25 protein-coding genes are annotated in these 25,816 nt (G+C 55.3%); 17 read left to right on the forward strand and 8 right to left on the reverse strand.

The annotated features are described in order from the left end of the window. Positions 1–19 precede the first annotated feature (19 nt). Positions 20–1,357, reverse strand: a complete 1,338-nt coding sequence (gene paeA / locus AC1MDE_RS19320) for a polyamine export protein PaeA (RefSeq protein WP_034829259.1) — start codon at positions 1,355–1,357, stop codon at positions 20–22. 449 nt (positions 1,358–1,806) lie between these two features. Between paeA and tamA the strand changes: the two genes are divergently transcribed. From tamA to AC1MDE_RS19335, 3 genes are read left to right on the forward strand one after another with little or no spacing between them, the layout of a single operon-like run. Then, positions 1,807–3,546 (forward strand): autotransporter assembly complex protein TamA, encoded by a 1,740-nt coding sequence (gene tamA, locus AC1MDE_RS19325; RefSeq protein ID WP_480344991.1) that lies wholly within the window; start codon positions 1,807–1,809, stop codon positions 3,544–3,546. Continuing rightward, positions 3,543–7,313, forward strand: a complete 3,771-nt coding sequence (gene tamB / locus AC1MDE_RS19330; RefSeq protein WP_480344992.1) for an autotransporter assembly complex protein TamB — start codon at positions 3,543–3,545, stop codon at positions 7,311–7,313. Before tamA ends, tamB begins: the two co-directional genes overlap by 4 nt. 2 nt (positions 7,314–7,315) lie before the next feature. Further along, a complete protein-coding gene (locus AC1MDE_RS19335; protein ID WP_034829253.1) occupies positions 7,316–7,669 on the forward strand; it encodes a gamma-glutamylcyclotransferase family protein in 354 nt (117 codons plus the stop codon). A 54-nt stretch (positions 7,670–7,723) separates the two neighbouring features. On the opposite strand, the gene ppa is transcribed toward AC1MDE_RS19335, so the two are convergent. The 3 genes from ppa to AC1MDE_RS19350 all read right to left on the reverse strand — a co-directional run bounded on the left by ppa (position 7,724) and on the right by AC1MDE_RS19350 (position 9,288). Further along, entirely contained in the window at positions 7,724–8,254 is a 531-nt protein-coding gene (gene ppa / locus AC1MDE_RS19340; protein WP_480344993.1) for an inorganic diphosphatase, read from the reverse strand. Between the two features lie 100 nt (positions 8,255–8,354). After that, positions 8,355–8,804 carry a DUF441 domain-containing protein gene (locus AC1MDE_RS19345; protein WP_038644476.1) on the reverse strand — a complete coding sequence of 150 codons (450 nt, stop codon included), beginning with the start codon at positions 8,802–8,804 and terminating at the stop codon, positions 8,355–8,357. 70 nt (positions 8,805–8,874) lie between these two features. After that, positions 8,875–9,288 (reverse strand): lysozyme inhibitor LprI family protein, encoded by a 414-nt coding sequence (locus AC1MDE_RS19350; protein WP_058959544.1) that lies wholly within the window; start codon positions 9,286–9,288, stop codon positions 8,875–8,877. A 171-nt stretch (positions 9,289–9,459) separates the two neighbouring features. Between AC1MDE_RS19350 and AC1MDE_RS19355 the strand changes: the two genes are divergently transcribed. Further along, positions 9,460–11,019, forward strand: a complete 1,560-nt coding sequence (locus tag AC1MDE_RS19355) for a methyl-accepting chemotaxis protein (protein ID WP_058959570.1) — start codon at positions 9,460–9,462, stop codon at positions 11,017–11,019. Between the two features lie 17 nt (positions 11,020–11,036). On the opposite strand, the gene AC1MDE_RS19360 is transcribed toward AC1MDE_RS19355, so the two are convergent. Beyond that, positions 11,037–11,327, reverse strand: coding sequence for a helix-turn-helix domain-containing protein (locus AC1MDE_RS19360; protein ID WP_058959543.1), 291 nt, complete (start codon positions 11,325–11,327; stop codon positions 11,037–11,039). A 92-nt stretch (positions 11,328–11,419) separates the two neighbouring features. On the opposite strand from AC1MDE_RS19360, the gene AC1MDE_RS19365 reads away from it, so the two are divergent. After that, the gene (locus AC1MDE_RS19365) at positions 11,420–11,677 is read left to right on the forward strand and encodes a helix-turn-helix domain-containing protein (protein ID WP_058959542.1); all 258 of its coding nucleotides are present in this window, start codon (positions 11,420–11,422) and stop codon (positions 11,675–11,677) included. 51 nt (positions 11,678–11,728) lie between these two features. Here AC1MDE_RS19365 and fbp read toward each other — a convergent pair whose 3' ends face one another. Further along, entirely contained in the window at positions 11,729–12,733 is a 1,005-nt protein-coding gene (gene fbp, locus AC1MDE_RS19370; protein ID WP_058959541.1) for a class 1 fructose-bisphosphatase, read from the reverse strand. A 166-nt stretch (positions 12,734–12,899) separates the two neighbouring features. On the opposite strand from fbp, the gene mpl reads away from it, so the two are divergent. Continuing rightward, entirely contained in the window at positions 12,900–14,255 is a 1,356-nt protein-coding gene (gene mpl / locus AC1MDE_RS19375) for a UDP-N-acetylmuramate:L-alanyl-gamma-D-glutamyl-meso-diaminopimelate ligase (RefSeq protein WP_480344994.1), read from the forward strand. A gap of 111 nt (positions 14,256–14,366) precedes the next feature. Here mpl and yjgA read toward each other — a convergent pair whose 3' ends face one another. Continuing rightward, positions 14,367–14,915, reverse strand: coding sequence for a ribosome biogenesis factor YjgA (gene yjgA / locus AC1MDE_RS19380; protein ID WP_034829237.1), 549 nt, complete (start codon positions 14,913–14,915; stop codon positions 14,367–14,369). A 116-nt stretch (positions 14,916–15,031) separates the two neighbouring features. On the opposite strand from yjgA, the gene pmbA reads away from it, so the two are divergent. From pmbA to AC1MDE_RS19435, 11 genes are all read left to right on the forward strand, one after another. Further along, the gene (gene pmbA, locus AC1MDE_RS19385; RefSeq protein WP_045816560.1) at positions 15,032–16,372 is read left to right on the forward strand and encodes a metalloprotease PmbA; all 1,341 of its coding nucleotides are present in this window, start codon (positions 15,032–15,034) and stop codon (positions 16,370–16,372) included. A gap of 189 nt (positions 16,373–16,561) precedes the next feature. After that, positions 16,562–16,948, forward strand: a complete 387-nt coding sequence (gene cybC, locus AC1MDE_RS19390; RefSeq protein WP_058959540.1) for a cytochrome b562 — start codon at positions 16,562–16,564, stop codon at positions 16,946–16,948. Positions 16,949–17,202: 254 nt separating this feature from the next. Then, positions 17,203–17,541, forward strand: a complete 339-nt coding sequence (locus tag AC1MDE_RS19395; protein WP_480344995.1) for a glycine dehydrogenase — start codon at positions 17,203–17,205, stop codon at positions 17,539–17,541. 17 nt (positions 17,542–17,558) lie between these two features. Further along, entirely contained in the window at positions 17,559–17,915 is a 357-nt protein-coding gene (locus AC1MDE_RS19400; RefSeq protein WP_010256477.1) for an SFCGS family glycine-rich protein, read from the forward strand. A 2-nt stretch (positions 17,916–17,917) separates the two neighbouring features. Continuing rightward, complete coding sequence (locus AC1MDE_RS19405) at positions 17,918–18,217, forward strand: DUF4312 family protein (protein WP_479402285.1); 300 nt, start codon at positions 17,918–17,920, stop codon at positions 18,215–18,217. 25 nt (positions 18,218–18,242) lie between these two features. After that, entirely contained in the window at positions 18,243–19,019 is a 777-nt protein-coding gene (locus tag AC1MDE_RS19410) for a DUF4311 domain-containing protein (RefSeq protein ID WP_034829226.1), read from the forward strand. Positions 19,020–19,031: 12 nt separating this feature from the next. Next, the gene (locus AC1MDE_RS19415; RefSeq protein WP_034829224.1) at positions 19,032–19,679 is read left to right on the forward strand and encodes a DUF4310 family protein; all 648 of its coding nucleotides are present in this window, start codon (positions 19,032–19,034) and stop codon (positions 19,677–19,679) included. A gap of 160 nt (positions 19,680–19,839) precedes the next feature. Further along, positions 19,840–20,973 (forward strand): amidohydrolase/deacetylase family metallohydrolase, encoded by a 1,134-nt coding sequence (locus AC1MDE_RS19420; RefSeq protein WP_058959538.1) that lies wholly within the window; start codon positions 19,840–19,842, stop codon positions 20,971–20,973. Then, on the forward strand, positions 20,957–22,078 hold the full coding sequence (locus tag AC1MDE_RS19425; protein WP_058959537.1) for a DgaE family pyridoxal phosphate-dependent ammonia lyase: 1,122 nt from the start codon (positions 20,957–20,959) through the stop codon (positions 22,076–22,078). Before AC1MDE_RS19420 ends, AC1MDE_RS19425 begins: the two co-directional genes overlap by 17 nt. After that, positions 22,075–22,812, forward strand: a complete 738-nt coding sequence (gene dagF / locus AC1MDE_RS19430; protein ID WP_034829218.1) for a 2-dehydro-3-deoxy-phosphogluconate aldolase — start codon at positions 22,075–22,077, stop codon at positions 22,810–22,812. Before AC1MDE_RS19425 ends, dagF begins: the two co-directional genes overlap by 4 nt. 24 nt (positions 22,813–22,836) lie before the next feature. Beyond that, positions 22,837–24,747: a BglG family transcription antiterminator gene (locus AC1MDE_RS19435; RefSeq protein WP_058959536.1), complete on the forward strand. Its 1,911-nt coding sequence runs from the start codon at positions 22,837–22,839 to the stop codon at positions 24,745–24,747. A gap of 130 nt (positions 24,748–24,877) precedes the next feature. Here the strand turns inward: AC1MDE_RS19435 and AC1MDE_RS19440 are convergent, their stop codons facing one another. Further along, on the reverse strand, positions 24,878–25,780 hold the full coding sequence (locus AC1MDE_RS19440; RefSeq protein WP_034829216.1) for a LysR family transcriptional regulator: 903 nt from the start codon (positions 25,778–25,780) through the stop codon (positions 24,878–24,880). Between the last annotated feature and the right edge of the window lie 36 nt (positions 25,781–25,816).

A 25,816-nucleotide genomic window follows, 5' to 3' on the forward strand; every position in this document is an offset into this window, starting at 1 on the left:
TTTTTTCTGCCGCCCGGTACTATGGCGACTCCAGCTCATCAGTGGCGCTCTTCGTCACACTCAGCACCGGTGGACGATCGTCAATACGCGTCACCAGCAGCTGATCGATGCGATAACTGTCGATATCTACCACTTCAAACTTGTAACCTGAGAACTTGACGAAATCGGTGCGTTTCGGGATTTTGCGCAGCATGTACATCATAAAACCACCAATGGTTTCATAATTGCCGGACTGTGGGAAATCATCGATATCCAGCACGCGCATCACGTCATCAATCGGTGTGCCGCCTTCAACCAGCCATGAGTTCTCATCACGCGCCACAATCTGCTCTTCCTGGCCCTGGCCGACCAAATCACCCATCAGCGTGGTCATCACGTCGTTGAGGGTAATGATCCCCACCACCAGCGCGTATTCGTTCATGATTACCGCGAAGTCTTCGCCAGCAGTTTTAAAGCTTTCCAGCGCTTCAGAGAGCGTTAATGTGTCCGGCACAATCAGCGCAGAGCGAATCTGCACGCCGCTGCTCAGGGTCAGGCTCTGATTGCCCAGCACGCGCAGCAGCAGCTCTTTGGAATCGACATAACCGACGATATGATCGATGTCGCCATCACATACCAGGAATTTAGAGTGCGGATGCTGGGCGATTTTGGTTTTGAGGCTGTTTTCATCTTCGTGCAGATCAAACCACACTACGTTCTCGCGTGACGTCATCGAAGACGGCACGGTACGCGATTCCAGCTCAAACACATTTTCGATCAGTTCGTGTTCCTGTTTACGCAGCACCCCAGCCAGTGCACCGGCTTCCACCACCGCGTAAATATCGTCGGAGGTGATGTCGTCTTTACGCACCATCGGCAGCTTGAAGATGCGGAAAAACACGTTGGCCAGCCCGTTAAACAGCCACACCAGTGGACGCATCACCAGCAAGCAGAAGCGCATCGGATTGATGATGCGCAGCGCCACCGCTTCCGGCGCGATCATCCCCACACGCTTCGGCGTTAAATCGGCAAACAAAATAAACAGGCTGGTGACCACAGTGAAGGAACAGATAAAGCTGAGCTGATCGGCCAGTTCAGGGGCCATAAAGCGGCTAAATAAACTGCTGAAGGCGGGGGAAAACGCGGCATCGCCGACAATACCACCGAGGATGGCCACGGCATTGAGGCCAATCTGCACCACGGTGAAGAACATGCCAGGCTGTTCCTGCATTTTCAGCACGCGCTGCGCATTGATGTTGCCTTCATCGGCCAGCAGTTTAAGTTTGATCTTACGGGCAGCCGCCAGCGAGATCTCAGAAAGAGAAAAGAATGAACTGATCACAATCAGTAAAAGAATGACAAGTAAGCTATCGAGCATAAAAGATCCGTTGGGTTAATCACTTGTCATTTTTGGCCTGGGCAGCGCAGGAGAACATCCAGTATTCGCCTGTCATACAGGGCTATCCGTGCCAAAAATGTCTGCGCCATTTCGACAAGGAACGTTAACGTCGGGGCAGAAAGGAAAGCAGGTCATGCCTGCTGGGTGCTGATTATAGCAGCAGCGCTTATGCCGCCGCCAGAGGCGCGCACAAGGAGGCCGGAATAATCCGAGTGCACTCCCATCAGTCGCAGAAGTGCGGCTTCGGTGTTGTATCGCCACCTCCATTTACCGACAATAGGAAATGATTTGGCTTAGTGACCATTTTTCCTCAGCCATCCGCCGAAAAGAGCGGCTATGCTGATGGGTAAGCGAGTGGTGGTGATAGCCTCCGATGAGAAATAACGCCCCTGCGGAATAAGGGGCAGGCATTATTAACAGGAGTACGCGTGCCGCGATTGCATATTTATTGTTTGGCCAGCCTGTTGCTTGCTGCACCTGCCGTTGAGGCAGCGAAAGTGCGCTTGCAGGTGGAAGGGCTAACCGGGGATTTACAGAAGAACGTCAGGGCGCGCTTGTCCACCATTGGAACTGACGAAGTGTCGAGTGATGGGCGCTTCCAGGCGCGTGTCTCGCAGGCGATTAAAGAAGGCTTGCGGGCACTCGGTTATTACGAACCTGAAATCGATTTCGAATCACGTCCCGCGCCGCCGCAGGGCGGTCGACCGGTGCTTATCGCCCACGTTAAGCCGGGCGAACCGGTGAAAATCGGTGGCAGCCACATCGTGGTCGAAGGTGCGGCGAAAAATGATGATGATTATAAAGCCTGGGTGAAGCAGGGCACGCCGAAAGTCGGCACCCAGCTCAATCACGGCGAATACGACAAATTTAAAAATGGCTTCTCCAGCCTGGCACTGCGTAATGGTTACTTCGACGGTGACTTTAAGCAAAGCCAGCTTGGCGTTTCGGTCGAAAGACGTGAAGCATTCTGGGATATCGATTACGACAGTGGCCCGCGCTACCGTTTTGGCGATGTCAGCTTCCAGGGCTCGCAAATCAACGAAGCCTATCTGCGTAATCTGGTGCCGTTCAAAAAGGGCGACCCTTACAGCTCGCGCGATCTGGCGGAATTAAACCGCCGCTTGTCAGCCACGGGCTGGTTTAACTCGGTGGTCGTTGCCCCGGAATTCGACAAAGGTCGCCAGACCAAAGTGCTGCCGCTGAATGCTGCCGTTTCGCCACGCGTTGAAAACACCATCGAAGCCGGTGTCGGCTATTCCACCGATGTCGGCCCGCGCCTGAAAGGCACGTGGAAAAAGCCGTGGATCAATAGCAGCGGTCATAGCCTCACTGCCAGCTCCTATATTTCCGCACCTGAACAACAGCTCGATCTCAGCTATAAAGTGCCCTTGCTGAAAAGCCCGCTGGAGCAGTATTACACCTTCTCCGGTGGTTTGAAGCGTACCGATCTCAACGACACCAAAGCCGATACCACCACGCTGGGCGTGTCGCGTAACTGGGACAGCAGCTCTGGCTGGCAGCGCGCGGTTAACCTGAAGTGGAGTCTCGATCACTTCACCCAAGGCAGTGTCACCAACACCACCATGCTGCTCTATCCGGGCGTGAGTTTGAGCCGCACGCGTTCACGCGGTGGCTTGATGCCGACCTGGGGCGATTCGCAGCGTTATTCCGTCGATGTCTCCGATACCACCTGGGGATCGGATGTCGACTTCCTGATCCTGCAGGCGCAAAACGTCTGGATCCGTATGCTGGGCGAGAAAAATCGCTTTGTGGTACGCGGTAACCTGGGCTGGATCGAGACCAACGACTTCGACAAAGTTCCGCCGGATCTGCGCTTCTTCGCCGGGGGCGACCGCAGTATTCGCGGCTACAAATACAAAGATGTCTCGCCGCGCGACAGTGACGGCAAGCTGACCGGTGCCTCCAAAATGGCCACCGGCTCGCTGGAGTATCAATACAACGTGACCGGCAAGTGGTGGGGCGCGGTGTTTGTCGATTCCGGTGAAGCGGTAAACGACATCAAACAGAGTGATTTTAAAACCGGTGCTGGTATTGGCGTGCGCTGGGCTTCTCCGGTCGGGCCAATCAAATTTGATATCGCACGGCCGATTGGCGATGACAAGGAACATGGTTTGCAATTCTATGTAGGACTGGGGCCTGAACTATGAAGCTGTGGAAAAAGGTCCTGATTGGATTCGGTATTTTTCTGGTGGTGCTGTTTGGCAGCGTGGCATTTCTGATTGGCACCACACCCGGATTGCATCTGGTGCTGAAAGGTGCCGATCGCTGGGTGCCCGGTTTATCGATCAACAAAGTCGAAGGTGGCTGGCGCGATCTGACGCTGAGTGGTGTGAAGTATGAGATGCCGGGCGTCAGCGTGGATGCTGGACGCTTCCATTTGGCGCTCAACCTGAACTGCCTGCTGCACTCGTCGGTGTGCGTGAATGACATCGGCTTGCAGGATGTCAGCGTGGTGGTCGATAGCAAGAAAATGGCCCCGGCCGCTGCACCACCGCCGCAGGAAGAGAGCGGTAGCACCAACCTGACCACACCGTATCCGATAACGCTCAGCAAGGTCGGGCTGCACAACATCAACGTCAAAGTGGATGACACGTCCATCTCGCTGCTGGACTTCACCACCGGCCTCAACTGGCAGGGTCGCGCGCTGACGTTAACCCCAACGCATATTCAAAGCCTGCTGATAGCGCTGCCGAAGGCGGCGAAAGTGGTTGATGAGCAAGTGGTGCAGCCGAAAGTGCAACAGCCGCAGCCGGATGAGAAACCCTTGGGTGAAACGCTGCAAGAGATGTTTGCCAAACCGCTGTTACCCGAACTGCCTGACTTCCAGCTGCCGCTGGATATTACCGTTCAGGAGCTGCTCGGCGAACAGCTGCGCCTGACCGGCGATACCGATGTGTCGATTACCCGTCTGTTGCTGAAAGCCAAAACCGCTGACCGCCATCTTCAGTTAGAAACCTTTGACATCGATTCACCGCAAGGGCAGGTGAATGCGAGCGGTGATGCGCAATTGGCGGATAACTGGCCAGTGAATTTCGCGCTCAGCGGATCGTTAAATCTCGATCCGATCAAGGGCGAGAAGATCAAAATGAACCTCAGCGGTGCGATGCGTGAAGAGCTTAAGTTGGGGCTGAATCTCTCTGGCCCGGTCCGCGCACAGCTGGATGCCGCTGCGCAACCGGCGGTGGCGGGTCTGCCACTGTCACTGAAACTCACCAGCCCGGAGTTGCGCTGGCCGCTTACCGGCCCGGTGCAGTATCAGGCGGATAACCTCGATTATCAGTTCAAAGGCAAAGCCACTGATTATGTGATGTCACTGCGCACCGCTGTGAAAGGCGAAGCCGTGCCGCCGGCGACCATTGCGCTTGATGGCAAAGGCAACGTGCAGCAGTTCAGTCTGGACAAGCTGCGCGTGGCGGCACTGCAGGGTAACGTTGATTTAACCGCGCTGGTGGACTGGAGCAAAGCCATCAGCTGGCGCAGCGAACTGACGCTATCCGGCATCAACACCGCCAAACAGTACCCGGACTGGCCTGCCAAACTCGACGGCAAAATCGCCACGCGTGGCAGCCTGTACGGCGGAAGCTGGCAATTCAGCGTGCCGCAGCTGGAGCTGAAAGGGAACGTGAAGCAGAACGCCGTCAGCGCCAATGGCTCACTTACCGGCAACAGCTATAACCAGTGGAAAATCCCGAGCATTAATATCGCGCTGGGCCGCAACCATCTGGACGTGAAAGGTGAACTGGGCGACACGCTCAACCTGGATGCCAATATTGATGCGCCGCATCTGGATAACGCACTGCCGGGACTCGGCGGCGTGGCGAAAGGCACGGTAAAAGCACGCGGCACCTTGCAGGCACCGCAGCTACTGGCCGATCTCACGGCAACCGGCTTGCGCTGGCAGCAGCTGCAGATTCGTCGTGTGGCGCTGGAAGGTGATGTGAAATCCAGCGATCAGATCGCCGGCAAGCTGCAGTTGCGCGTCGAACAACTGCAACAGGATGCGCTGAAGATCAATCTGTTGACGCTGAACGCTGACGGCAACGAGAAGCAGCATCAGCTCAAACTGAACGTCGAGGGCGAACCGGTCTCTGGCCAGTTAACGCTCAACGGCAGCTTTGATCGCAAAACCGAACGCTGGCAGGGCAATCTCAACAACACGCACTTTGATACCCCGGTCGGCGAATGGCGTCTGACGCGTGCGATGGCGATTGATTACCTCAACACTAAGCAGACCGCCACCATCGGTCCACACTGCTGGCAGAACCCGAACGCGCAACTGTGCGTACCCGAGCCGATTGAAGCCGGGGCCAGCGGTCATGCTCATGTGGTGCTGAACCGTTTTGATCTGGCGATGATCAAACCTTTCCTCACGGATGCCACCAAGCTTAATGGCGTATTCAGTGGGGATGCGCGTGTGAACTGGACCGCCGACGGCGCGCTGCCAACCGGTACGGTCTCGCTGAAAGGTAACGGCGTGAAAGTCGAACAAGACGTGCAGGGCAACACGCTGCCGATCGCCTTTGACACGCTTAATCTGAATGCCGCAATGCGCAACGGTCGTGCCCAACTCGATTGGCTGATTCACATCGTCAACAACGGCCAGCTGAGCGGTAATGTGCAGATTGCCGATCCGCAAACCCGTCGCCAGCTGTCAGGTAATATTGGTATCAGCAATCTGTCGCTGGCGATGTTCAATCCGGCGTTGATGCAGGGTGAAAAGATTAAAGGCAACCTCAACAGCAACTTGCGTCTGGGCGGCACACTGCAACAGCCGCAGGTGTTTGGCCAGTTGGGGTTGAGCGATGTCAACGTGCAGGCCAGCTTTATGCCGGTCACACTCACCTCCGCCAATCTGAACATGGTGTTCAATGGCATGAGTTCGACGCTTAACGGCCTGTTACAGACGACGCAGGGCAACCTCAATCTGGGCGGCAATGCCGACTGGAGCCAGCTGGATAACTGGCGTGCGCGCATCACCGCGCAGGGCAACCGTATTCGTGTCACCGTGCCACCGATGGTGCGTATGGATGTTTCGCCGGACCTGGTGTTTGAAGCCACGCCAGCCGCCTTCAATCTGGATGGCAAAGTGGATATTCCGTGGGCGCGCATCACGGTGCAGGAAGTGCCGGAAAGTGCGACGGGCGTCTCCTCGGATGAAGTGATGCTGGATCAGAATCTCAAACCGATCCAGCCAAAAACTGCTGCGATCCCGATCAATAGCAACCTGGTGATCCATGTCGGTAACGATGTGCGGCTGTCAGCCTTTGGTCTGAAAGCCAAGCTGAATGGCGATCTTAAACTGGTGCAAGATAAAACCGGTCTGGGCTTAAACGGACAGATCAATATTCCTGATGGCCGCTTCCACGCTTACGGGCAGGATCTGATTGTGCGTAAAGGCGAGTTGCAGTTTGCCGGGCCGCCAGATCAGCCGTACGTTAACCTTGAAGCGATACGTAACCCGGAAGCCACCGAAGATGATGTCACCGCCGGTATTCGCGTCACCGGCCTGGCCGATGAGCCGAAAGTCGAGGTGTTCTCTGACCCCGCCATGTCGCAGCAGGAAGCGCTTTCTTACTTATTACGCGGTCAGGGACTCAGCAGTGATGGCGACAGTAATGCATTAACTTCAGCACTTGTGGGGTTAGGGGTTGCACAAAGTGGTCAGGTTATGGGTAAAATCGGCGAGACATTCGGCGTCAGTAACCTCGCACTTGATACCACCGGTGTGGGCGACAGCCAGCAGGTGCAGGTGAGCGGTTATGTACTGCCGGGTCTACAAGTAAAATACGGTGTTGGCATATTTGATTCACTGGCGACGTTAACCTTGCGTTACCGCCTGATGCCCAAACTCTATTTGGAAGCCGTGTCCGGTCTCGATCAGGCACTGGATTTGCTCTATCAGTTTGAGTTTTAGCAATGCGAATAATTGTCTACGGCAGTTTACGGCGCAAACAGGGAAACAGTCACTGGATGACGAATGCGCAATGGCTCGGCGACCATCAGATTGAAGGGTTTGCGCTCTACAATCTGGGTCACTACCCGGGCGTCGTTGAAGATGAGGGAACCGTCTTCTGCGAAGTGTATCGCATCGACGCCAGCACGCTTGGCGAACTCGATGCCTTGCGCACCAAGAATGGCGAATACAAACGCCAACTCATCCAGACGCCTTACGGCAGTGCCTGGCTGTATGTCTATCAGCGTTCGATTGCGGGTCGCACCCGCATTGCGAGCGGTGACTGGCTAAAGCGCGACGACGCACCCGAGGCATAAATAAAAACACCGTCCATTGGACGGTGTTTTTTTATGCTTGCGAGGCAGAGAAGATTATTTCTTCTGTGCGCGCTCGTAAGAAGAGATGATTTCAGCTTTGGCCGCTTCAGCGTTGTCCCAGCCGTCAACTTTTACCCATTTGCCTTTTTCCAGATCTTTGTAGTGCTCGAAGAAGTGGGTGATCTGCGCTTTCAGCAGTTCTGGCAGGTCGTTCACATCTTTGATGTGATCGTATTCTTTGCTCAGTTTGGTATGCGGAACCGCAACCAGTTTGGCATCTTCGCCAGACTCGTCGGTCATTTTCAGCACGCCAACTGGACGGCAGCGAATCACTGAGCCCGGCACCAGCGGATACGGGGTTGGTACCAGCACGTCAACCGGATCACCATCCAGAGACAGGGTGTGGTTGATGTAACCGTAGTTGCACGGATAGAACATGGCGGTAGACATGAAACGGTCTACAAACAGGGCGCCAGACTCTTTGTCCACTTCATATTTGATCGGATCGGCGTTAGCTGGGATCTCGATAACGACATAGATATCTTCTGGCAGTTCTTTACCTGCAGGCACCTGGTTCAAATTCATCTGGCTTTCCTTCATTGGTCGTATGTTGAGTGACGGCTATTATAGCCAACTGACTCTGAAAGTATGCCCCCTTTTTGGCGTTTCGGAATGCTCCAACGGCCTACTTCGCGGTGACAAACAGCGAGACGATCCCTGCAGCAATCAGTGGTCCGACCGGCACACCACGGAAAAACGCCACGCCAATCACGGTACCGATTAACAATCCACCAATCACTGAAGGCTGCACGCTCATAAAACTGACGCCGCGCCCGCCCAGCCAGGCAACAAACACCCCGACAATGATCGCCACGATCGATTGCCAGTTAGCAAATGACTTCAGTAAGGATGAAGCGGGCAGCGTCCCACTTGCCAGTGGTGCCATCACTGCGACAGTTAGAATAATAATACCGATCTGAATGCCCTGTTTTTCCACATACGGGAAGAACTGCGACAGCGGTGTCAGCTTGATGGCGAGCAGGATCAGAATGGAAATGGTAACGGCACTGTTATGAACGAAATAGCTCAGGACGGCGAGGCAGACCAGAATAATGGTAGAGGCATAAGCAGCCATGTTTTCTCCCTGAAGATGGATGGATGTGCAGGTCAGTGCCTGCGCTGACGTTTTTTAACGCCACCATTTATCAACAATCATCGGGATTGGCGCAACTGCCTTTGTTCATTGATTGCAACATTAAAGCCTGATTCCGCACCAGATTAACGCCCTGAGCCCCGATGGAAAGGGCTGCCATGCTGCCCTGGCGACTCATAAAATAGCTGCGGCTGGCATCCATCCAGCTATCGCGATAGGCCAGCCAAGCGCGTTGGGCAGCACGTAATTTGTCTTTAGGTTCGCCAGTTAATTTTTTCATCATCTGGTTGTACTGCGTATTCATCTCTTTATCCCAGGCCTTATTGGCGCTGCCGTAGCACTGAGACATGCCCGCGGTGCTGGATTCCTTGTCCAGACACTGTTGCAGCTGCTGGTCGAGCGGATGCGTCTGCGCCATAGCCATACTACTGGCGAACAGACAGGCAATCGGGAGCCACTTTTTCATCATTTCATTCCTTCATTTTTGCGCAGCGGACTTCAGAAAAGCTGAAGGGTAAGCGAACGTCGGCAGATTGACCATCAACATTGGATAAAGTTTCTCCGACCAGCTGCCGATAATCTCTCCGTTTTAGGGCCAGTGGAGTTCTGCCTTTTCATACACACGGGAATGATCATGATCAGACAACTATCAATACGTACCGCTTTACTTGCGTTGTTGGCCATCATGACGGTGATGCTGTTAGCCGTCAGCGCCATGGGCATCTATGCCATTAATGCTGGAAATCAATCTCTGGATGCGCTGAACCGCATTCAGGGGATTGAACTCAATAAGCTCTACCAAAGCCGTTCAGATTTAATGCGCGCCCGCGCCAATGCGGCGCTGGCCGTTCGTAAGATCGAAATTGGTCTGTTGGATGACGGCGCCAAAGTCACGCAGCAGGCGCAAGCCGCAGTGGACAGTTCTCACCAGTTCCTCAAAGCATTTGTCGATGCTGGCACCGTAACCGCGCATGGTAAAACTCTGGCCGATGCGATTGTGGCGACCTACAACGTCTACGATAAAGAAGGCATCACGCCCATGATGGATGCCTTAAAAAAACAGTATACCGATGAGTACTATCAGGTGCTGGAAGGCAAACAATCACAGCTGGCAGCAAACTATTCGAAGGCGGTGAATGATTTTAGTATTTACGCCGATGAAGTCTCTGCGGCACGCCTCAAGCAGGCGGCTGACAACGAAGTCCGGATGAAGGTGATGATTGGCGTGGTGATGGTACTGACACTGCTGCTGATCGTACTGGCCTGGCAGTTGTTGCGTCGCTCGCTGCTGCGTCCTCTGGACAACGCAATCCTACATCTGGAACAGATTGCGGCGGGCGATCTCTCGCAGCCTTTACCTGCCGCAGGCAAAAATGAAATTGGTCGCCTGAATCAGGCCCTTTCCGATATGCAGCTGGCGCTGCGTGATTCGGTGAGTCAGGTGCGTGAAGCCAGCATGCAGATTGATGTGGGCAGCCGTGAACTGGCGGCGGGCACTGTGCATCTGTCGCAGCGCACCGAAGAGTCTGCCGCCTCGCTGGAGCAAACGGCCGCCAGCATGGAGCAGCTGACCGCCACCGTCCGTCTTAACGCCAGTAACGCTCAGCAGGCCAATCAACTGGCCAGCAATGTGTCGACCAGCGCCGATCGTGGCGCAGAGGTGGTGGGTTACGTGATGGAGAAGATGCAGGAGATCACCCAAAGCTCTAACCGCATCGGCGACATCCTCAGCGTGATTGATGGTATCGCCTTCCAGACCAATATCCTCGCGCTGAACGCCTCGGTGGAAGCCGCGCGTGCAGGCGAGCAGGGCCGAGGCTTTGCCGTGGTCGCTAACGAAGTGCGTACGCTGGCTGGCCGTAGTGCGACCGCCGCTAAAGAGATTCGTGAATTGATCAGCGAATCACAAACGCGCGTTAAAGAGGGCAGCGACATGGCGACACGCGCCGGTGAAACCATGGATGAAATCTCCAGCGAAGTGATGCGTGTGACCTCACTGATGAAAGAGATATCGATTGCTTCAGAAGAGCAGAGCCGTGGGATTGAGCAGGTGAATCAGGCGGTGACGCAAATGGATGAAGCCGCGCAGCAAAACGCCGCGCTGGTGGAAGAAGCCAGCGCCGCCACGCAGTCGCTTGAAGCGCAGTCACAGCAGTTGCAGGAATCAATGGCGCAGTTCCGCGTCGTCGCCGCGTAAAAACAGGTGCAACGTGCTTACGGCGCGTTGCTACTTATCTCTTCAGCAAAGCGCAGGATCATGTCTGCTAATTGGTCATCTTCAGCCAGAAAATAGGCGGCGGGGATCTCCAGCGCTTTCGCCAGCAATTGCAGCGTCAGTAAATCGGGCTGATGCACACCAACTTCATAACGATTGATGCGCGCACTGGCGGAAAACTCTTCAATGCCAGCGGCAATCCCTAACCCTTTTTGCGAAAAACCCTTCACCAGACGCACCTGTTTCAGGCGTCTACAGAAGGTATTTTGCAGGGAAGAGGTCGGTTTCATGCCTACGAGAATCGTAGATTTGCTGCTTGTCAGATACTACGAGTAACGTAGTATCGTTATGGCAACCTATAACGAGAACTAAGGAGAGTGACGTGGGTGAAAGCAAGCAGGACTGGCATCAGGCCGATATTATAGCCGCCTTACGCAAGAGAGGGACTTCATTAGCCGCCGTATCACGTGAAGCGGGGTTGTGTTCGACCACTTTGGGCAATGCCTTAATCCGGCCCTGGCCCAAGGGCGAATGGCTGATTGCCGAAGCGATTGGCGTTGCACCCGATGAAATCTGGCCCAGCCGCTACTACTCCGCGCAGGGTGAATTGATTGATCGGCAAGCAAAGCGGCGAAAATAACCCAATAAAAAGCCCGCTCATTATTGGCGGGCTTTTTCAAATCACATCAGCTTATTCGTGGCTGTCCGGGAACTCACGGATAAAGCGCTCAACGTCATCCACCATCGCATCGTTACCGCAGAAGAACGGGCAACGCTGGTGCAGGGTTTCAGGCTGGATGTCGAGGATACGGTTGGCACCATCGCTGGCTTTACCACCGGCTTGTTCCGCCAGGAATGCCATCGGGTTGCACTCATACAGCAGACGCAGCTTACCTTTCGGGTGGCTGGCGGTGCTTGGATAGAGGTAAATACCGCCTTTCAGCAGGTTACGGTGGAAGTCTGCCACCAGTGAACCGATGTAGCGCGAGGTGTATGGGCGCTTGGTGGCGATATCCTCTTCCTGACAGAACTTCAGGTATTTCTTCACGCCCTGCGGGAAGCGAATGTAGTTACCTTCGTTGATGGAGTAGGTGTAGCCTTTCTCCGGGAAGGTCATGCGCTCATGGCTCAGACAGAACACGCCCAGGGACGGATCGTAAGTAAACGCATGCACGCCCACACCGGTGGTGTAAACCATCATGGTGGAAGAACCGTAAACCACGTAACCGGCCGCAACCTGCTTGTTGCCCGGCTGCATAAAGTCAGCTTCGGTGATCGGCGTACCCGGCTCACTGATGCGGTGGTAGATGGAGAAGATGGTGCCGACGGAAACGTTCACGTCGATGTTGGAAGAGCCGTCCAGCGGATCCATCAACACCACGTATTTACCGTCTTCTGAGCCTTCAAAGATGACGAACTCATCTTCTTCTTCGGAAGCGATACCGGCAACCACACCACGCGCTTTCAGGGCAGCTTTCAGTTTTTCATTCGCGAAGAGGTCCAGCTTCATCTGCTGTTCGCCCTGCACGTTTTCCACGCCGCTGGCACCGAGGATATCCACCAGACCCGCTTTGTTGATGTCGCGGTGGATAATCTTGGCTCCGAGCTTAATGGAGGAAATCAGCGCCGTCAGTTCACCTGTGGCGTGTGGAAAGTCGTGTTGCTTCTCGACGATGAATTCGCCTAACGTTTTCATAACACATTCCCTGAATCTACGATGGAGTGGCAGCAGCTTTAACACGCTACCAACGTATGAGCGCAGTTTAGCCGATTGAACTTTAAAAACCATAGTCCTAATCCGTTTCTTCCCACTCTGCTCGGGGTTACACTGTGCGCCGAACTTTTGAGTAATGGATCTCTTTATGCGTATTCACATCCTTGGGATTTGTGGCACTTTCATGGGCGGACTGGCAATGCTGGCCCGTTCGCTAGGGCATGAAGTGACCGGCTCTGACGCCAATGTCTACCCGCCGATGAGCACCTTGCTGGAACAGCAAGGCATTGAATTGACAGAAGGTTATGATGCCAGTCAGCTCGATCCGCAGCCGGATCTGGTGATCATTGGCAACGCCATGACGCGCGGCAATCCGTGTGTGGAAGCGGTACTGGAACGTAACATTCCTTACCTCTCTGGCCCGCAGTGGCTGCATGATTTCGTGCTGCGTGACCGCTGGGTCCTGGCCGTGGCCGGAACCCATGGCAAAACTACTACCGCAGGCATGGCAGCGTGGATTCTGGAGGCCTGTGGCCTTGAACCGGGCTTTATCATCGGTGGGGTGCCAGGAAACTTCGAGGTTTCGGCAAAATTAGGAAAAAGTCCATTCTTCGTGATTGAGGCGGATGAATACGACAGCGCGTTCTTCGACAAGCGTTCCAAATTTGTCCATTACTGCCCGCGCACGCTGATCCTTAACAATCTCGAATTCGATCACGCCGATATCTTTGATGACTTGCGCGCGATTCAGAAGCAGTTCCACCATCTGATTCGCATCGTGCCGGGCCAGGGCAAAATCCTGCTGCCGGAGCACGATAACAATCTTAAGCAAGTGATGGCGATGGGCTGCTGGAGCGAGCAGGAAACCGTCGGCGACAACGGCAACTGGCAGGCGAAAAAACTGACGCCGGACTCTTCGCACTGGGAGATCTGGCTGGACGGCGAGAAAGTCGGTGAAGTGAACTGGGCGCTGGTCGGCGAGCACAACATGCACAATGGCCTGATGGCGATTGCGGCCGCGCGTCACGTCGGGGTGAAACCGGTGGATGCCGGTGAAGCGTTGAGCAGCTTTATCAATGCGCGCCGTCGTCTTGAGCTGCGTGGTGAAGTGAATGCCATCAAAGTGTATGACGATTTTGCCCATCACCCCACCGCGATTCTGGCCACGCTGGCGGCGCTGCGCAGCAAAGTCGGTGGTACCGCGCGTATTCTGGCGGTACTGGAGCCGCGATCCAACACCATGAAGATGGGCGTGAGCAAAAACGAGCTGGCCCCCTCTCTGGGTCGCGCCGATAACGTGTTCCTGTTCCAGCCGCACCACATTCCATGGCAGGTGTCTGATGTCGCGGAAGCCTGCATCCAGCCGGCGAAGTGGAGCGCGGATATCGATACGCTGGTGGAAATGGTGGCAAAAGAAGCCCAGCCAGGTGATTCCATTCTGGTGATGAGTAACGGCGGGTTTGGTGGCATTCACCAGAAACTGCTGGAGAGATTGGGACGTTGATGGCGTGGCGACCCTTTAATCGGGGTTGCCACTGGGTTTGATGACGCTCTGTTAACCGCCCAAACTAAAAAGGGTCGCCCACTGGCGACCCTTTTTATGCACGCGGCAAACTTACGCCTCTGCCAGCTCGCGCAGATACTGGAAGATCTGACGGGTGGCTTTCGGTGGTTTGTTAGCGGCTTTCTCTTTCTGCGCATTACGGATCATGGTGCGCAGCTGCTGGCGATCGGCCTGCGGATAGAGGTTAATCACTTCTGCGATCGCATCATCACCTTTCTCGATCATGCGATCGCGCAGTTGCTCGAGTTTATGGAACAGCGCAACCTGCTGGTTATGGCGGTTCTTCAGCTTATCCAGTGCCTGACGAATCGGATCTTCATCGCGCGCGCGCAACATCTTACCGATCAGCTGCAACTGGCGGCGACGGCCTTCCTTTTTTATACGCTGTGCCAGCTCAATGGCGGCACGCAGATCATCGTCGAGTGGAATTTTGTCGAGGGAGTTTTTCCCCAGATCAACTAACTCGGCGCCCAGGCGTTTCAGCTCTTCGGCGTCGCGTTTAATTTCGCTTTTGCTGACCCAGATAATCTCTTCGTCTTCATCTTCTTCGTTTTGATTATCTGGCACATCGTCGAGCCAGTCATCGGGCTGCTTGGTCATCTCTTGGCTCCCTAAAAAAAAGAGGCTAATCCTACCAGTTTATCGGGCGACTGCGAAATTGTTCTCTGAGTCTGATAGACTCAATGAATTCATACTTAAGATTAGACGGCAGGTCGATGAACGTATCTACTCAGGTTGCAGAACAACGTAAAGTGTTAGAACAGGCTGTCGCGCAGGCGCTGGAACTGGCGAAAGCCAGCACTGATGGAGCAGAAGTCGCGGTGACCAAAACCACCGGCATCGGCGTCAGTACCCGCTATGGAGAAGTGGAAAACGTCGAATTTAACAGCGATGGTGCCCTTGGCATCACCGTCTATCATCAGAATCGCAAAGGCAGTGCCTCTTCAACCGACCTCAGCCCGGATGCCATCAAACGTACCGTGCAGGCGGCGATCGACATTGCGCGTTACACCTCGGTTGATCCTTTTGGCGCCCCGGCCGATCCCGATCTGCTGGCGTTTGAAGCGCCGGATCTCGATCTTTACCATCCGTGGGAGATCGACGCCGATCGCGCTATCGAATGGGCTGCACAGGCCGAACAGGCATCGCTGCAGGCTGACAAGCGCATTACCAATACCGAAGGCGGCAGCTTCAACAGCCACGTCGGCATCAAAGTGTTCGGTAACAGCCACGGCATGTTGCAGAGCTACTGCTCCAGCCGCCATTCGCTCTCCAGCTGTGTGATTGCCGAGCAGGATGGCAACATGGAGCGCGATTACGCCTACACCATCGGCCGTTCCATTGACGATCTGCAAACTGCGGATTGGGTGGGACAAGAGTGCGCACGTCGCGTGTTGTCACGCCTGGCGCCGCGCAAGCTGCCAACCATGAAAGCGCCGGTGATCTTCGCGCCGGAAGTGGCGACGGGTCTGTTTGGCCATCTGGTCGGCATGATCAGCGGCGGTAGCGTCTATCGCAAAGCGACCTTCCTGCTGGATTCACTCGGCAAACAGATTTTGCCTGAGTGGCTGACGATTGAAGAGAAGCCGCACCTGCTGAAAGGGCTGGCGTCTACGCCATTCGACAGCGAAGGCGTGCGTACCCAGGCGCGTGACATCATCAAAGATGGCGTGCTGCAAAACTGGCTGCTGACCAGCTATTCGGCACGCAAGCTTGGCCTGCAGAGCACCGGCCATGCCGGCGGCATTCACAACTGGCGCATTGCGGGCCAGGGGCATAGCTTTGAAGATATGCTGAAGCAGATGGGCCGTGGTCTGGTGGTCACCGAAATGATGGGCTCCAGCGTGAGTGCCATGACCGGTGACTATTCCCGCGGTGCCTCAGGCTTCTGGGTTGAGAACGGTGAAATCCAATATCCTGTGAGTGAGATCACAATTGCGGGCAACCTCAAGGATATGTGGCTCAATATGGTAACGCTCGGTAACGACATTGAAACGCGCAGCAATATACAATGCGGGTCGGTGCTGCTGCCGGAGATGAAAATCGCCGGACAATAAAGACATCGCTTCATGAAAGCAGCCCACGTGGCTGCTTTTTTTTTGCCAATAATAATACCCTCAATCATTCGCGTTAAAGGAAGGTGGCAAGTCAATGAATTCTCAGGAGCTTACATGAGTAACTGAGTTCAGTGAGCGCAGCCAATGCACCTGGAACGTGAAGGATGACGGGTAAATAAGGATATTTTTATGCGTAAGCATGTGATTGCAATGTTGTCTCTCTCGCTGTTGTTCTCCTCGGCTAGCGTATTCGCCGCTGACCTGAAGAATGATATGGATACCCTGAAAGATGGCCTGAGCGTGGTGAAAAAAACCTCCGATGCTCAGGAAATGCAAACCGCGCTCGGCAAGATGCGCCAGGCGGCGGAGGATGCTAAAAAATCCACGCCGGAAAAACTGGAAGGTCAGGCTGCCGATAGCGCCCAGATTAAGGATTATCATGCTGGTCTCGATTCTCTGATTGCGCAGATTGATGTCGTCGATCAGTTGGCCAAAGCCAACAAGCTCGATGAAGCCAAAACTGAAGCGAAAAAGTTGGAAAATATTCGTAACGCCAACCATAAGAAATTCCGCTGATAACCCGGCCAGCCCTGTGGCTGGCCTTATCTCCTCTCGCATTCCCTCCGTTTAAACGCATCGATTTCCGGCATAACCCGCATTTTTGTGACCTGTTTCGCACACTTCATGCGTAGTGCGATCTGGCGCACACACGCCCGTGGGATTTCCACTTTGAGGTGGAAAAGATGCGTCTCCACAGCCTGAAGCGGAAAGCGTAATTTCTTTCTAACGCGAATTATCTCTAATTATCCGCAGTAAACAGGAGTAGCAAGGTGAGGAGTGAAGCTGTCCCGCTGAAACCGAGTACGCCAGAAGCCATTCAGGCGTTGGCGGATAACACGTTGAAGCAGATTGCGGCGATCTACGCCGCGCACCACATCGAAGCCAATGCCGTGCAGCAGCAAATGCTGGCCTCGCATGTACGGGCGATGGCAGCGCGTTCCCTCACGGGAGAAGCCTTGCCGGAAGTGGAAGCCGAACTGTTTGAAGATATCTCGCCAGAAACCATGGCGCTGGCACAGCAGGTGGTCGATCTGTTTGGCAATCTGCCCAAAAAAGAAGCCTGGTTGTTATCGGTGCATATCGAAGTGGCGAAATCCAACGAAGCATAAATCGAGAGGAATTGAACATGGTAACAGTCGTGATTGGTGATCGTCTGGGTAAAGGTCAGAAAGTCGCAGCCGGTATTGAGAAAGCAGGCGGTCGTGCCGTGGTGGTGCCGGGCGTCGCAGCGGATATGAAGCTGGGCGATGTGATGAAAGCGGAAAACGCCGATTTCGGTATCTCCTTCTGCGGCAGCGGCGGCGCGGGTGCCATCACTGCACAGAACAAATATGGCTACAAAGCCAAACACGGTATGCGTTCGGTTGATGAAGGCGTCACCGCCATTAACGAAGGCGCCACCGTGCTGGGCTTTGGCTTTATGGATAAAGAAGAGCTGGGTGAACGTCTGGTGCAGGCCTGGAATAAAAAACACGGCAGCTAAGCATGAAACAGCAACACGAGACGCAGGTAACGGTGCAGGGCAAAGGCGACAGCAAAGCGAAAGCCTTTTCCGATGCACTGAGCAAGGTGCAGCAGCAAGTGCTGCGCACCAGCCAAAAGATTCTGTTGCGCATTGAACCCATAGATGTGCGGGTGCTGCGCGCGCAGGAGAGCGTACGCACAGAGAAGTTCTTGTTCTTCTTTCTGGCGCGCGAACGACGGAATTACAGCGTCGAGCTGGAGATTACCGTCAGCGTCACCGTGATCGACACCGATAAGGTGGATTTCATCGCGACGAAATAAAAACGACAACAAAGGGTACAACAACATGTTTTTAATCATTTTGTTTAAGTCGTTGATCATTGGTGGATTGGTTGGCGTTGGGGTAGGTGCGGGCGCAGCGCGCATGTTCCACGCACCGACCACCCAGGGTATGGGCGCGTTTCGTACCTTGGGTGAACTCAATTCCTGTGAAGGCGATCCTGCATCGCACTTCTCCTTTGGTCTTGGCTTCTTCTTTAACGCCTGGGCATCGTCTGTGGCGGCAGGCTCCTTCACACAGGACGTTGACCACCGCATTCTGCCCAACTGGGGCGCGGCTGCGTTGATGGTGAAAAATCGTAACGTCGCGGAAACCCTGCACAACCCGAAACGCATGGCGATTGCCTGCGGCATCATCGGCATGATCGTGGTGGCGTTCCTCAACAGTACGGCTTCTGCGGTGCCTGCAGCGTTGCAGGTTACGGCGGTTAAAGTACTGGTGCCGGCGGCCAACCTGCTGGTGAACACCGTAATGCCAGTGATCTTCTGGCTGGCAGCAATTGATGCCGGCAAGAAATCGGGCTTTTGGGCAACCATCTTCGGTGGTCTGGCACAGTTGATCATGGGCAATGCCGTGCCGGGTCTGGTGCTGGGTATCCTGATTGGTAAAGGCGTGGAAGAGAGCGGCTGGAACAAAGTCACCAAAGTGATGATGTTCGCGATTGTGCTGCTGTTCGCTCTGAGCGGCTTCTTCCGTGGTTTCGACATGAAACTGCTGCAATCCTTCCAACTTGGCATTCCTGGCTGGCTGGACATGATTCACAACAGCCTGAGCGGCAAATAAGGAGCCTTGAGCATGAACGAGACCGAAAACAAAGGGTTCTGGTACGCCGACTGGTCTTTCCCGATCTTTGTTGGCCTGCTGTCCGCCGGGGTGTTTGCCGGTACGCACATGTACTACCTGTACGGCATCGGTGCATTTAACGAAGTGGCGTTTGTTTCGATGCTGCGTTCCGGCATGGAAACCGGCGTGTATGGTGCGGTGGCGGCGTTTGGTGCCAGCTTCCTGTTTGCCCGCATCATCGAGGGTTCGCTGGTCGGGATTCTGGATATTGGCGGTGCGATTCAAACCGGTGTCGGGCTGGGCGTTCCGGCTTTGCTGCTCGGTGCAGGCATCGTGTTCCCGGTGGCGAACTTTGCCGCATCACTGGCCACGGGCCTGGTGGTGGGTTTAGCGATTGGTTATCTGATTATCCTGGCGCGTAAGTTCACTATCAATCAGAGCGATTCCACCTACGGTGCGGACGTGATGATGGGCGCAGGTAATGCTTCCGGCCGCTTCCTTGGGCCGTTGATTATCCTGTCTGCGATGGCGGCATCGATTCCGATTGGCATCGGTTCGCTGGTGGGTGCGTTGTTGTTTTATCTGTGGAACAAACCGATCACCGGTGGCGCGATTCTCGGCGCGATGGCATTAGGCGCGATGTTCCCGGTTTCGCTGTAAAGCTGTCACCGATTTAACGGTCGCCCTTCACGGCGACCCTACGATTGAACAGTGCATTCTGTGTGGAGGCGCATTGATGACCCCACACAGATGTGATGCAAATTCCGTAGGGTGCGTATTGATGCGCACCGGGCTGAATGCAGGTTGTTAAGGAGTAAATATGTTTGATCTGATTCTGCGCCGCGCGCGTTTGTGCGACGAACAGCTGGTGGATATCGCCATCCAGCACGGCAAGATTGCTGCGGTCGGCGACGTCAGCGGTTCAGCTCAGCAGGAGCGCGATTTAGCAGGGCGCTACTACGTCAGTGCGGGCTGGATCGACAGCCACGTGCACTGCTATCCCAAATCCCCGATTTATCACGATGAAGCCGATGCGATTGGCGTGGCGCAAGGCGTCACGACGGTGGTCGATGCAGGCAGCACCGGCGCGGATCATATCGACGATTTCTATCAACTCACCCGTTCCGCCACCACTGAAGTGCGCGCGCTGATCAACATCTCACGCACCGGCATCATCACCCAGAACGAACTGGCGGATATGGCGCAAATCGACGGTGATGCAGTGGTGCAGGCGGTAAAACGTCGCCCGGACTTTATCGTGGGATTAAAAGCGCGCATGAGCAGCAGCGTGGTGGGTGAAAATGGCATTCAGCCGCTGATTCGCGCCAAAGCCATTCAGCAGGCGGCGGGAAATCTGCCGCTGATGGTGCACATCGGCAACAACCCGCCGGTGCTGGAAGAGATCGCCGATTTGCTCACCTCCGGTGACATCATCACTCACTGCTTTAACGGCAAACCCAACCGCATTCTGTCGCCGCAGGGCGAACTGAAAGCCGCGGTGAAAAATGCCATCGCGCGCGGCGTGAAGCTGGATATCGGCCACGGCAGCGCCAGCTTCAGCTTCGAAGTGGCCCGTCAGGCCATCGCGCAGGGCATTCTGCCCGACACTATTAGCTCGGACATTTACTGTCGCAACCGCATCAACGGCCCGGTACATAGCCTGGCGCATGTGATGTCGAAATTCTTCAGCATTGGCATGACGCTGCCGCAGGTTATCGACTGCGTCACCGGTAATGCCGCGGCTGGCCTGCGCTTAGCGGGCAAAGGGCGCTTAACCGAAGGTTATGACGCCGACCTGACCATTTTTACCGTCAAAGAGGAAGCCCGCCCGTTCGTTGATGCTGAAGGCGAACGGGTTTTGGGTGAGCAACATTTGCTGCCGCTGGCCGTGGTTATCGCGGGTAAGTGGCATCTGACTGATGAAGGGAAAGCTAATCATGTCTTCGATTTATGAAAAATATGACCTGAAACAGGTCATCAATGCCTCCGGTCGTATGACCATTCTTGGTGTTTCAACGCCTTCTGCCGATGTGGTCGCGACCGTCAGCTACGGTTTGAATCACTATTTCGAGATCAAAGATCTGGTCAATAAAACTGGCGCGTATATCGCTAAACTGCTGGATGTCGAGAGCGCGGTGGTGGTCTCCTGCGCCTCTGCGGGCATCGCACAGAGCGTGGCGGCGGTGATCGTTAAAGATAACGACTGGCTGCTGGACAACCTGCATGCCGCGCCGCTGACCGTGCCGCACGATATCGTGGTGCCGAAAGGCCATAACGTGAACTTCGGTGCGCCGGTGGGTGCGATGGTGGCGCTGGGCGGCGGACGTCTGGTGGAAGCCGGCTACAGCAACGAATGTTCGCCAGAACAGCTGGCTGCGGCCATCACGCCAACCACGGCGGCGCTGCTTTACATCAAATCACACCACTGCGTGCAGAAGAGCCACCTGAGTGTGGAGCAGGCGGCGGTAGTCGCGCGTAAACACGGTATCCCGTTAATCGTGGATGCGGCGGCAGAAGAAGATCTGCAGTGCTACTACCAGATGGGCGCGGATCTGGTGATCTACAGCGGTGCCAAGGCGATCGAAGGGCCGACCAGCGGTCTGGTGATTGGCCGCACCCAGTACGTTGAGTGGGTCAAACGTCAGAGCAACGGCATTGGCCGCGCGATGAAAGTCGGTAAAGAGGGGATTCTCGGTCTGACGCAGGCGATTGAAAACTATCTGGTGCAGCCGAAAACCACCGGCGCTGAGATGGTCGCCAACATGACGCCGTTTATCGATAACCTCAACACAATCAATGGCGTGTCTGCACGCGTGGTATGGGATGCGGCGGGTCGCGATATCGCCCGTGCTGAGATCAAGTTCGATGAAGCCGTCACTCAATGGCCAACCGGTGAGCTGGTGCAGGCGCTGAAAACCGGCGACATCGCCATCTACTTCCGTGGCTACAAAGCCAACGAAGGCATTATCGAAGCGGATGTGCGCAGCGTCAGCACCGATCAGCTGCATATTATCTTTAGCCGTATCCAGGCGTTACTCAGTGGAGGAAAACGCGCATGAGTCTGAACCCGAATTTCTATCAGGGCCGTCTGTGCCTCAACGTGCTGGCTGGTTCTAAGCAGAACGCCAAAGAGATCTGGCAGGCCGCAGAAGGCCACGTGCTGGTGGGCGTCTTATCAAAAAACTACGCCACCAATGAAGAAGCGATTGCCGATATGCGCGAGTACGCGGCGCTGATCGACAACGCGCTGTCCGTCGGACTGGGCGCGGGCGATCCGAATCAGTCGGCGATGGTGAGTGAGATCTCAGCGGTACTGCAACCGCAGCATGTTAACCAGGTATTTACCGGTGTCGCCACCAGCCGTGCCTTACTTGGTCAGAATCACACCGTGGTTAACGGCCTGATTTCACCAACCGGCACGCCGGGCCTGGTGAAAATCTCCACCGGACCGCGCAGCTCGCAGGTAGAAGATGCGATTGTGCCGATCGACAGCGCCATCGCCATGCTGCAGGACATGGGCGGCAGTTCGGTGAAATACTTCCCGATGGGCGGTTTAAAAGCGGTGAATGAGTACCGTGCCGTTGCCGAAGCTTGTGCGCGTCACGACTTCTGGCTGGAGCCTACCGGCGGCATCGATCTTAATAATTTCGAAGCCATTGTGCAGATTGCGCTCGATGCGGGCGTCAGCAAAGTGATTCCACACGTCTATAGTTCGATCATCGACAGTGCCACTGGCGACACGCGCATTGACGATGTGCGTCAGCTTCTGGCAACGTGCAAGAAACTGCTGTAACAAACGAGTCACAGGTGAAGCTCCGTGAGATTTCCCAATCAGCGTCTGGCCCAACTTTTCGCTGCGCTGCAAAACGAAACGCTGCCACAGGATGAACTGGCGCGCCGCTTTTCAGTTTCAACGCGCACGGTGCGCACCGATATCACCGCGCTGAATGCGCTTCTGGAGCAACACGGCGCACAGTTCGTACTGGCGCGCGGCGCGGGATATCAGCTGAAGATCGACGATGTGGCGCTTTTTGACCGTCTGCAGGAAGAGAGCGCCGCGCCGCTGCGCGTGCCGCGCACTTCTCAGGATCGCGTGCGCTATTTGCTCACGCGTTTTCTCACCGCCGCCTATTCACTCAAGCTGGAAGACCTGTCGGAAGAGTGGTTTGTCAGCCGTGCCACCCTGCAAAGTGATATGGCGGAGGTGCGGGAATGGCTTGGCCGCTATCATCTGAATATCGAAACCAAGCCGCATTACGGCATGAAGTTGTTCGGCAGCGAAGCGGCGATCCGCACCTGCCTGACGGATTTGCTGTGGCAAATTGATCAGGAGATGCCCGACAGCCCGCTGTTGACGGTGGAAGCGCTGCACAGCGGCATCCTGGCACAGCTGGAACCGCTGTTGCAGCACTGCTTTAATCAGTATGCGATTCGCCTGAGCGATGAGGGCGAGCGCTATCTGCAAATTTACTGTGCGGTGGCGGTGCGACGCATCAGCGAAGGTTTCCCGCTCAACGATCCCGGCGCAGAAGATGTCGGTGATGAGGTGCGCGAAGCCGCGCATCATCTGGTGAATCTGATGCAGCCGCTGGTCGGCAAACCGATCTCGCAGGCGGAAGAGAACTGGCTGCGCGTCAATATCGCCGCCCGGCAGATTCAGGCGCTGTCGCCCAGCACCATTAATGCTGATGACGCCGATGCGTTAGTCGATTACCTGCTGAACTACATCAACACCCATTACAACTACCGCTTGCAGCAGGATGAGCAACTGCGGGCCGACCTGCTCACCCATATCAAAACCATGATTACCCGGGTGCGCTACCAGATTCACATCCCCAACCCGCTGCTGAGTAACATCAAACAGCACTATCCGATGGCGTATGATGTCACGCTGGCGGCGGTCACCAGCTGGGGAAAGTACACGCCGTACAGCATCAGCGAGAACGAAATTGGTTTTCTGGTGCTGCACATCGGTGTCGGGCTGGAGCGGCATTACGATGTCGGCTATCAACGCCATCCACAGGTGCTGCTGGTGTGCGACAGCGGCAACTCCACGCTACGCATGATCGAAGCGCTGCTGCTGCGCAAATATCCGCAGCTGGTGGTCACGGCGCGTTTGTCGCAGCGTGATTATGAGATGCGCGAACACATCGAAGAAGATTTCGTGATTTCTACCGTGCGTTTAAGCGAAAAGAATAAGCCGATTGCGGTGATGTCACCGTTCCCGACCGAGTTCCAGCTGGAGCAATTGGGCAAGCTGGTGCTGGTGGATCGCACGCGCCCATACATGCTGGAAAAGTACTTCGATGCGCAGCACTTTATGGTGCTGGATAAGCCTATGACGCAATCAGCGCTGTTCCGCGTGTTGTGCGATCAGCTGGAGTCAGAAGGCTATGTGGATGCGGAGTTTTATCCCTCGGTGGAAGAGCGTGAAGCCATCGTCAGCACCATGCTCGGCGAAGGCATTGCACTGCCGCACTCACTGGGATTGCTGGCGAAGAAAACCGTGGTGTATACCGTGCTGGCACCGCATGGCGTGAGCTGGGGGGATGAAACTGCGTCGGTGATTTTCCTGCTGGCGATCAGCAAAAGCGAATACGAAGAGGCGATGGCGATTTACGATCTGTTCGTCACCTTCCTGCGGGAGAGGGCGATGACCCGATTGCGCGATTGCGCGGATTTCGTCAGCTTTAAAGCGGTGGCGATCGATTGTCTGAGCCGGATGTGATCGTCAATCAGGGCGGCTTGAATATCGCCAAAACAATGTCCGGCATGAATTCCGCATTAAAATGTTTGGGATGAATGCCGCCATTACGATGTTCGGCGTTGGGGGGGCATTTATCCCGTCCTGGTCTTAATCAACCGCGCTGCTTAGCCAGCAACCGCGGGATTTCACGCAGGCACCACGCCTTGGCTTCACCCATGCTATCGCGGCGCCACGCCATAATGATATCCACTTCACGGGTGTATTCGGCACTCACCACACGCAGACGGCCTTCGGCGATATCCTGTTCCACCATCGGATAAGGCATGGTAGCGACACCCAATCCTGCCAGCAGCGCTCGGCGTTTATCGTCCATGCTACTCACCGTCAGGCGTTGCTGTTTATCCAGCAGCTGCACCGTTAACACCGGGCGTTCGCGCGCGGTATCCGCCACCGCGATGCCGCGATATTTCACGCGCGTCACTTCAGACAGCGGCTCGGCTTCCTGATGAATCGGGTGATCCGGACTGGCCACGTAGACGCTCATAATGCTGTAGAGCTTACGGGTGTTGATCTCGGTTGATGCACGGAAATGCATATCAGGCGCTATCACGATGTCCGCGCGGCCCTGTTCAAGACGCTCCCAGGCACCGGCCAGCACTTCCGTCACCAGTGAAATCTGCGTGTTGGCTTTCTCCGCCAGTTTTTCAACGACAGGGAACAGCAGATTGGTGGGGATCAGTGCTTCGGCCACGATGGTGAGATGGGTTTCCCAACCGCGAGCCAGCGCTTCGGCATCGGTGGTGAGTTTATCGGCCGCTTCCAGCAGCACGCGCCCACGCTCCAGTAGCATACGCCCGACATTGGTGAACTTGGTGCGATGGCCGGATCGATCAAATAGAACCACGTCCAGCTCTTCTTCCAGTTTCTGCATGGTGTAGCTCAATGCAGAGGGAACGCGGCCCAGTTCATCGGCTGCCGCAGCAAAGCTACCACGACGGTCGATAGCATCCATCACACGTAAAGCTTCGAGGGTTAACGCGCGGTCTTTTGCCATGCCGGTTCTCTGTCAGTAAATTTGAATATGCCAGGC

It is taken from the genome of Pantoea folii (assembly GCF_056678875.1).

Excerpts from the sequence above, each read along its gene's own strand:
- AC1MDE_RS19420 (WP_058959538.1), top strand. The coding sequence starts at position 19,840 with ATGTTTGATCTGATTCTGCGCCGCGCGCGTTTGTGCGACGAACAGCTG.
- mpl (WP_480344994.1), top strand. The coding sequence starts at position 12,900 with ATGCGTATTCACATCCTTGGGATTTGTGGCACTTTCATGGGCGGACTG.
- AC1MDE_RS19425 (WP_058959537.1), top strand. The coding sequence starts at position 20,957 with ATGTCTTCGATTTATGAAAAATATGACCTGAAACAGGTCATCAATGCC.
- paeA (WP_034829259.1), bottom strand. The coding sequence starts at position 1,357 with ATGCTCGATAGCTTACTTGTCATTCTTTTACTGATTGTGATCAGTTCA.
- fbp (WP_058959541.1), bottom strand. The coding sequence starts at position 12,733 with ATGAAAACGTTAGGCGAATTCATCGTCGAGAAGCAACACGACTTTCCA.
- yjgA (WP_034829237.1), bottom strand. The coding sequence starts at position 14,915 with ATGACCAAGCAGCCCGATGACTGGCTCGACGATGTGCCAGATAATCAA.
- ppa (WP_480344993.1), bottom strand. The coding sequence starts at position 8,254 with ATGAATTTGAACCAGGTGCCTGCAGGTAAAGAACTGCCAGAAGATATC.
- tamB (WP_480344992.1), top strand. The coding sequence starts at position 3,543 with ATGAAGCTGTGGAAAAAGGTCCTGATTGGATTCGGTATTTTTCTGGTG.
- AC1MDE_RS19415 (WP_034829224.1), top strand. The coding sequence starts at position 19,032 with ATGAACGAGACCGAAAACAAAGGGTTCTGGTACGCCGACTGGTCTTTC.
- AC1MDE_RS19440 (WP_034829216.1), bottom strand. The coding sequence starts at position 25,780 with ATGGCAAAAGACCGCGCGTTAACCCTCGAAGCTTTACGTGTGATGGAT.
- AC1MDE_RS19345 (WP_038644476.1), bottom strand. The coding sequence starts at position 8,804 with ATGGCTGCTTATGCCTCTACCATTATTCTGGTCTGCCTCGCCGTCCTG.
- AC1MDE_RS19400 (WP_010256477.1), top strand. The coding sequence starts at position 17,559 with ATGGTAACAGTCGTGATTGGTGATCGTCTGGGTAAAGGTCAGAAAGTC.
- AC1MDE_RS19350 (WP_058959544.1), bottom strand. The coding sequence starts at position 9,288 with ATGAAAAAGTGGCTCCCGATTGCCTGTCTGTTCGCCAGTAGTATGGCT.
- dagF (WP_034829218.1), top strand. The coding sequence starts at position 22,075 with ATGAGTCTGAACCCGAATTTCTATCAGGGCCGTCTGTGCCTCAACGTG.
- AC1MDE_RS19335 (WP_034829253.1), top strand. The coding sequence starts at position 7,316 with ATGCGAATAATTGTCTACGGCAGTTTACGGCGCAAACAGGGAAACAGT.
- AC1MDE_RS19410 (WP_034829226.1), top strand. The coding sequence starts at position 18,243 with ATGTTTTTAATCATTTTGTTTAAGTCGTTGATCATTGGTGGATTGGTT.
- AC1MDE_RS19360 (WP_058959543.1), bottom strand. The coding sequence starts at position 11,327 with ATGAAACCGACCTCTTCCCTGCAAAATACCTTCTGTAGACGCCTGAAA.
- AC1MDE_RS19405 (WP_479402285.1), top strand. The coding sequence starts at position 17,918 with ATGAAACAGCAACACGAGACGCAGGTAACGGTGCAGGGCAAAGGCGAC.
- cybC (WP_058959540.1), top strand. The coding sequence starts at position 16,562 with ATGCGTAAGCATGTGATTGCAATGTTGTCTCTCTCGCTGTTGTTCTCC.
- pmbA (WP_045816560.1), top strand. The coding sequence starts at position 15,032 with ATGAACGTATCTACTCAGGTTGCAGAACAACGTAAAGTGTTAGAACAG.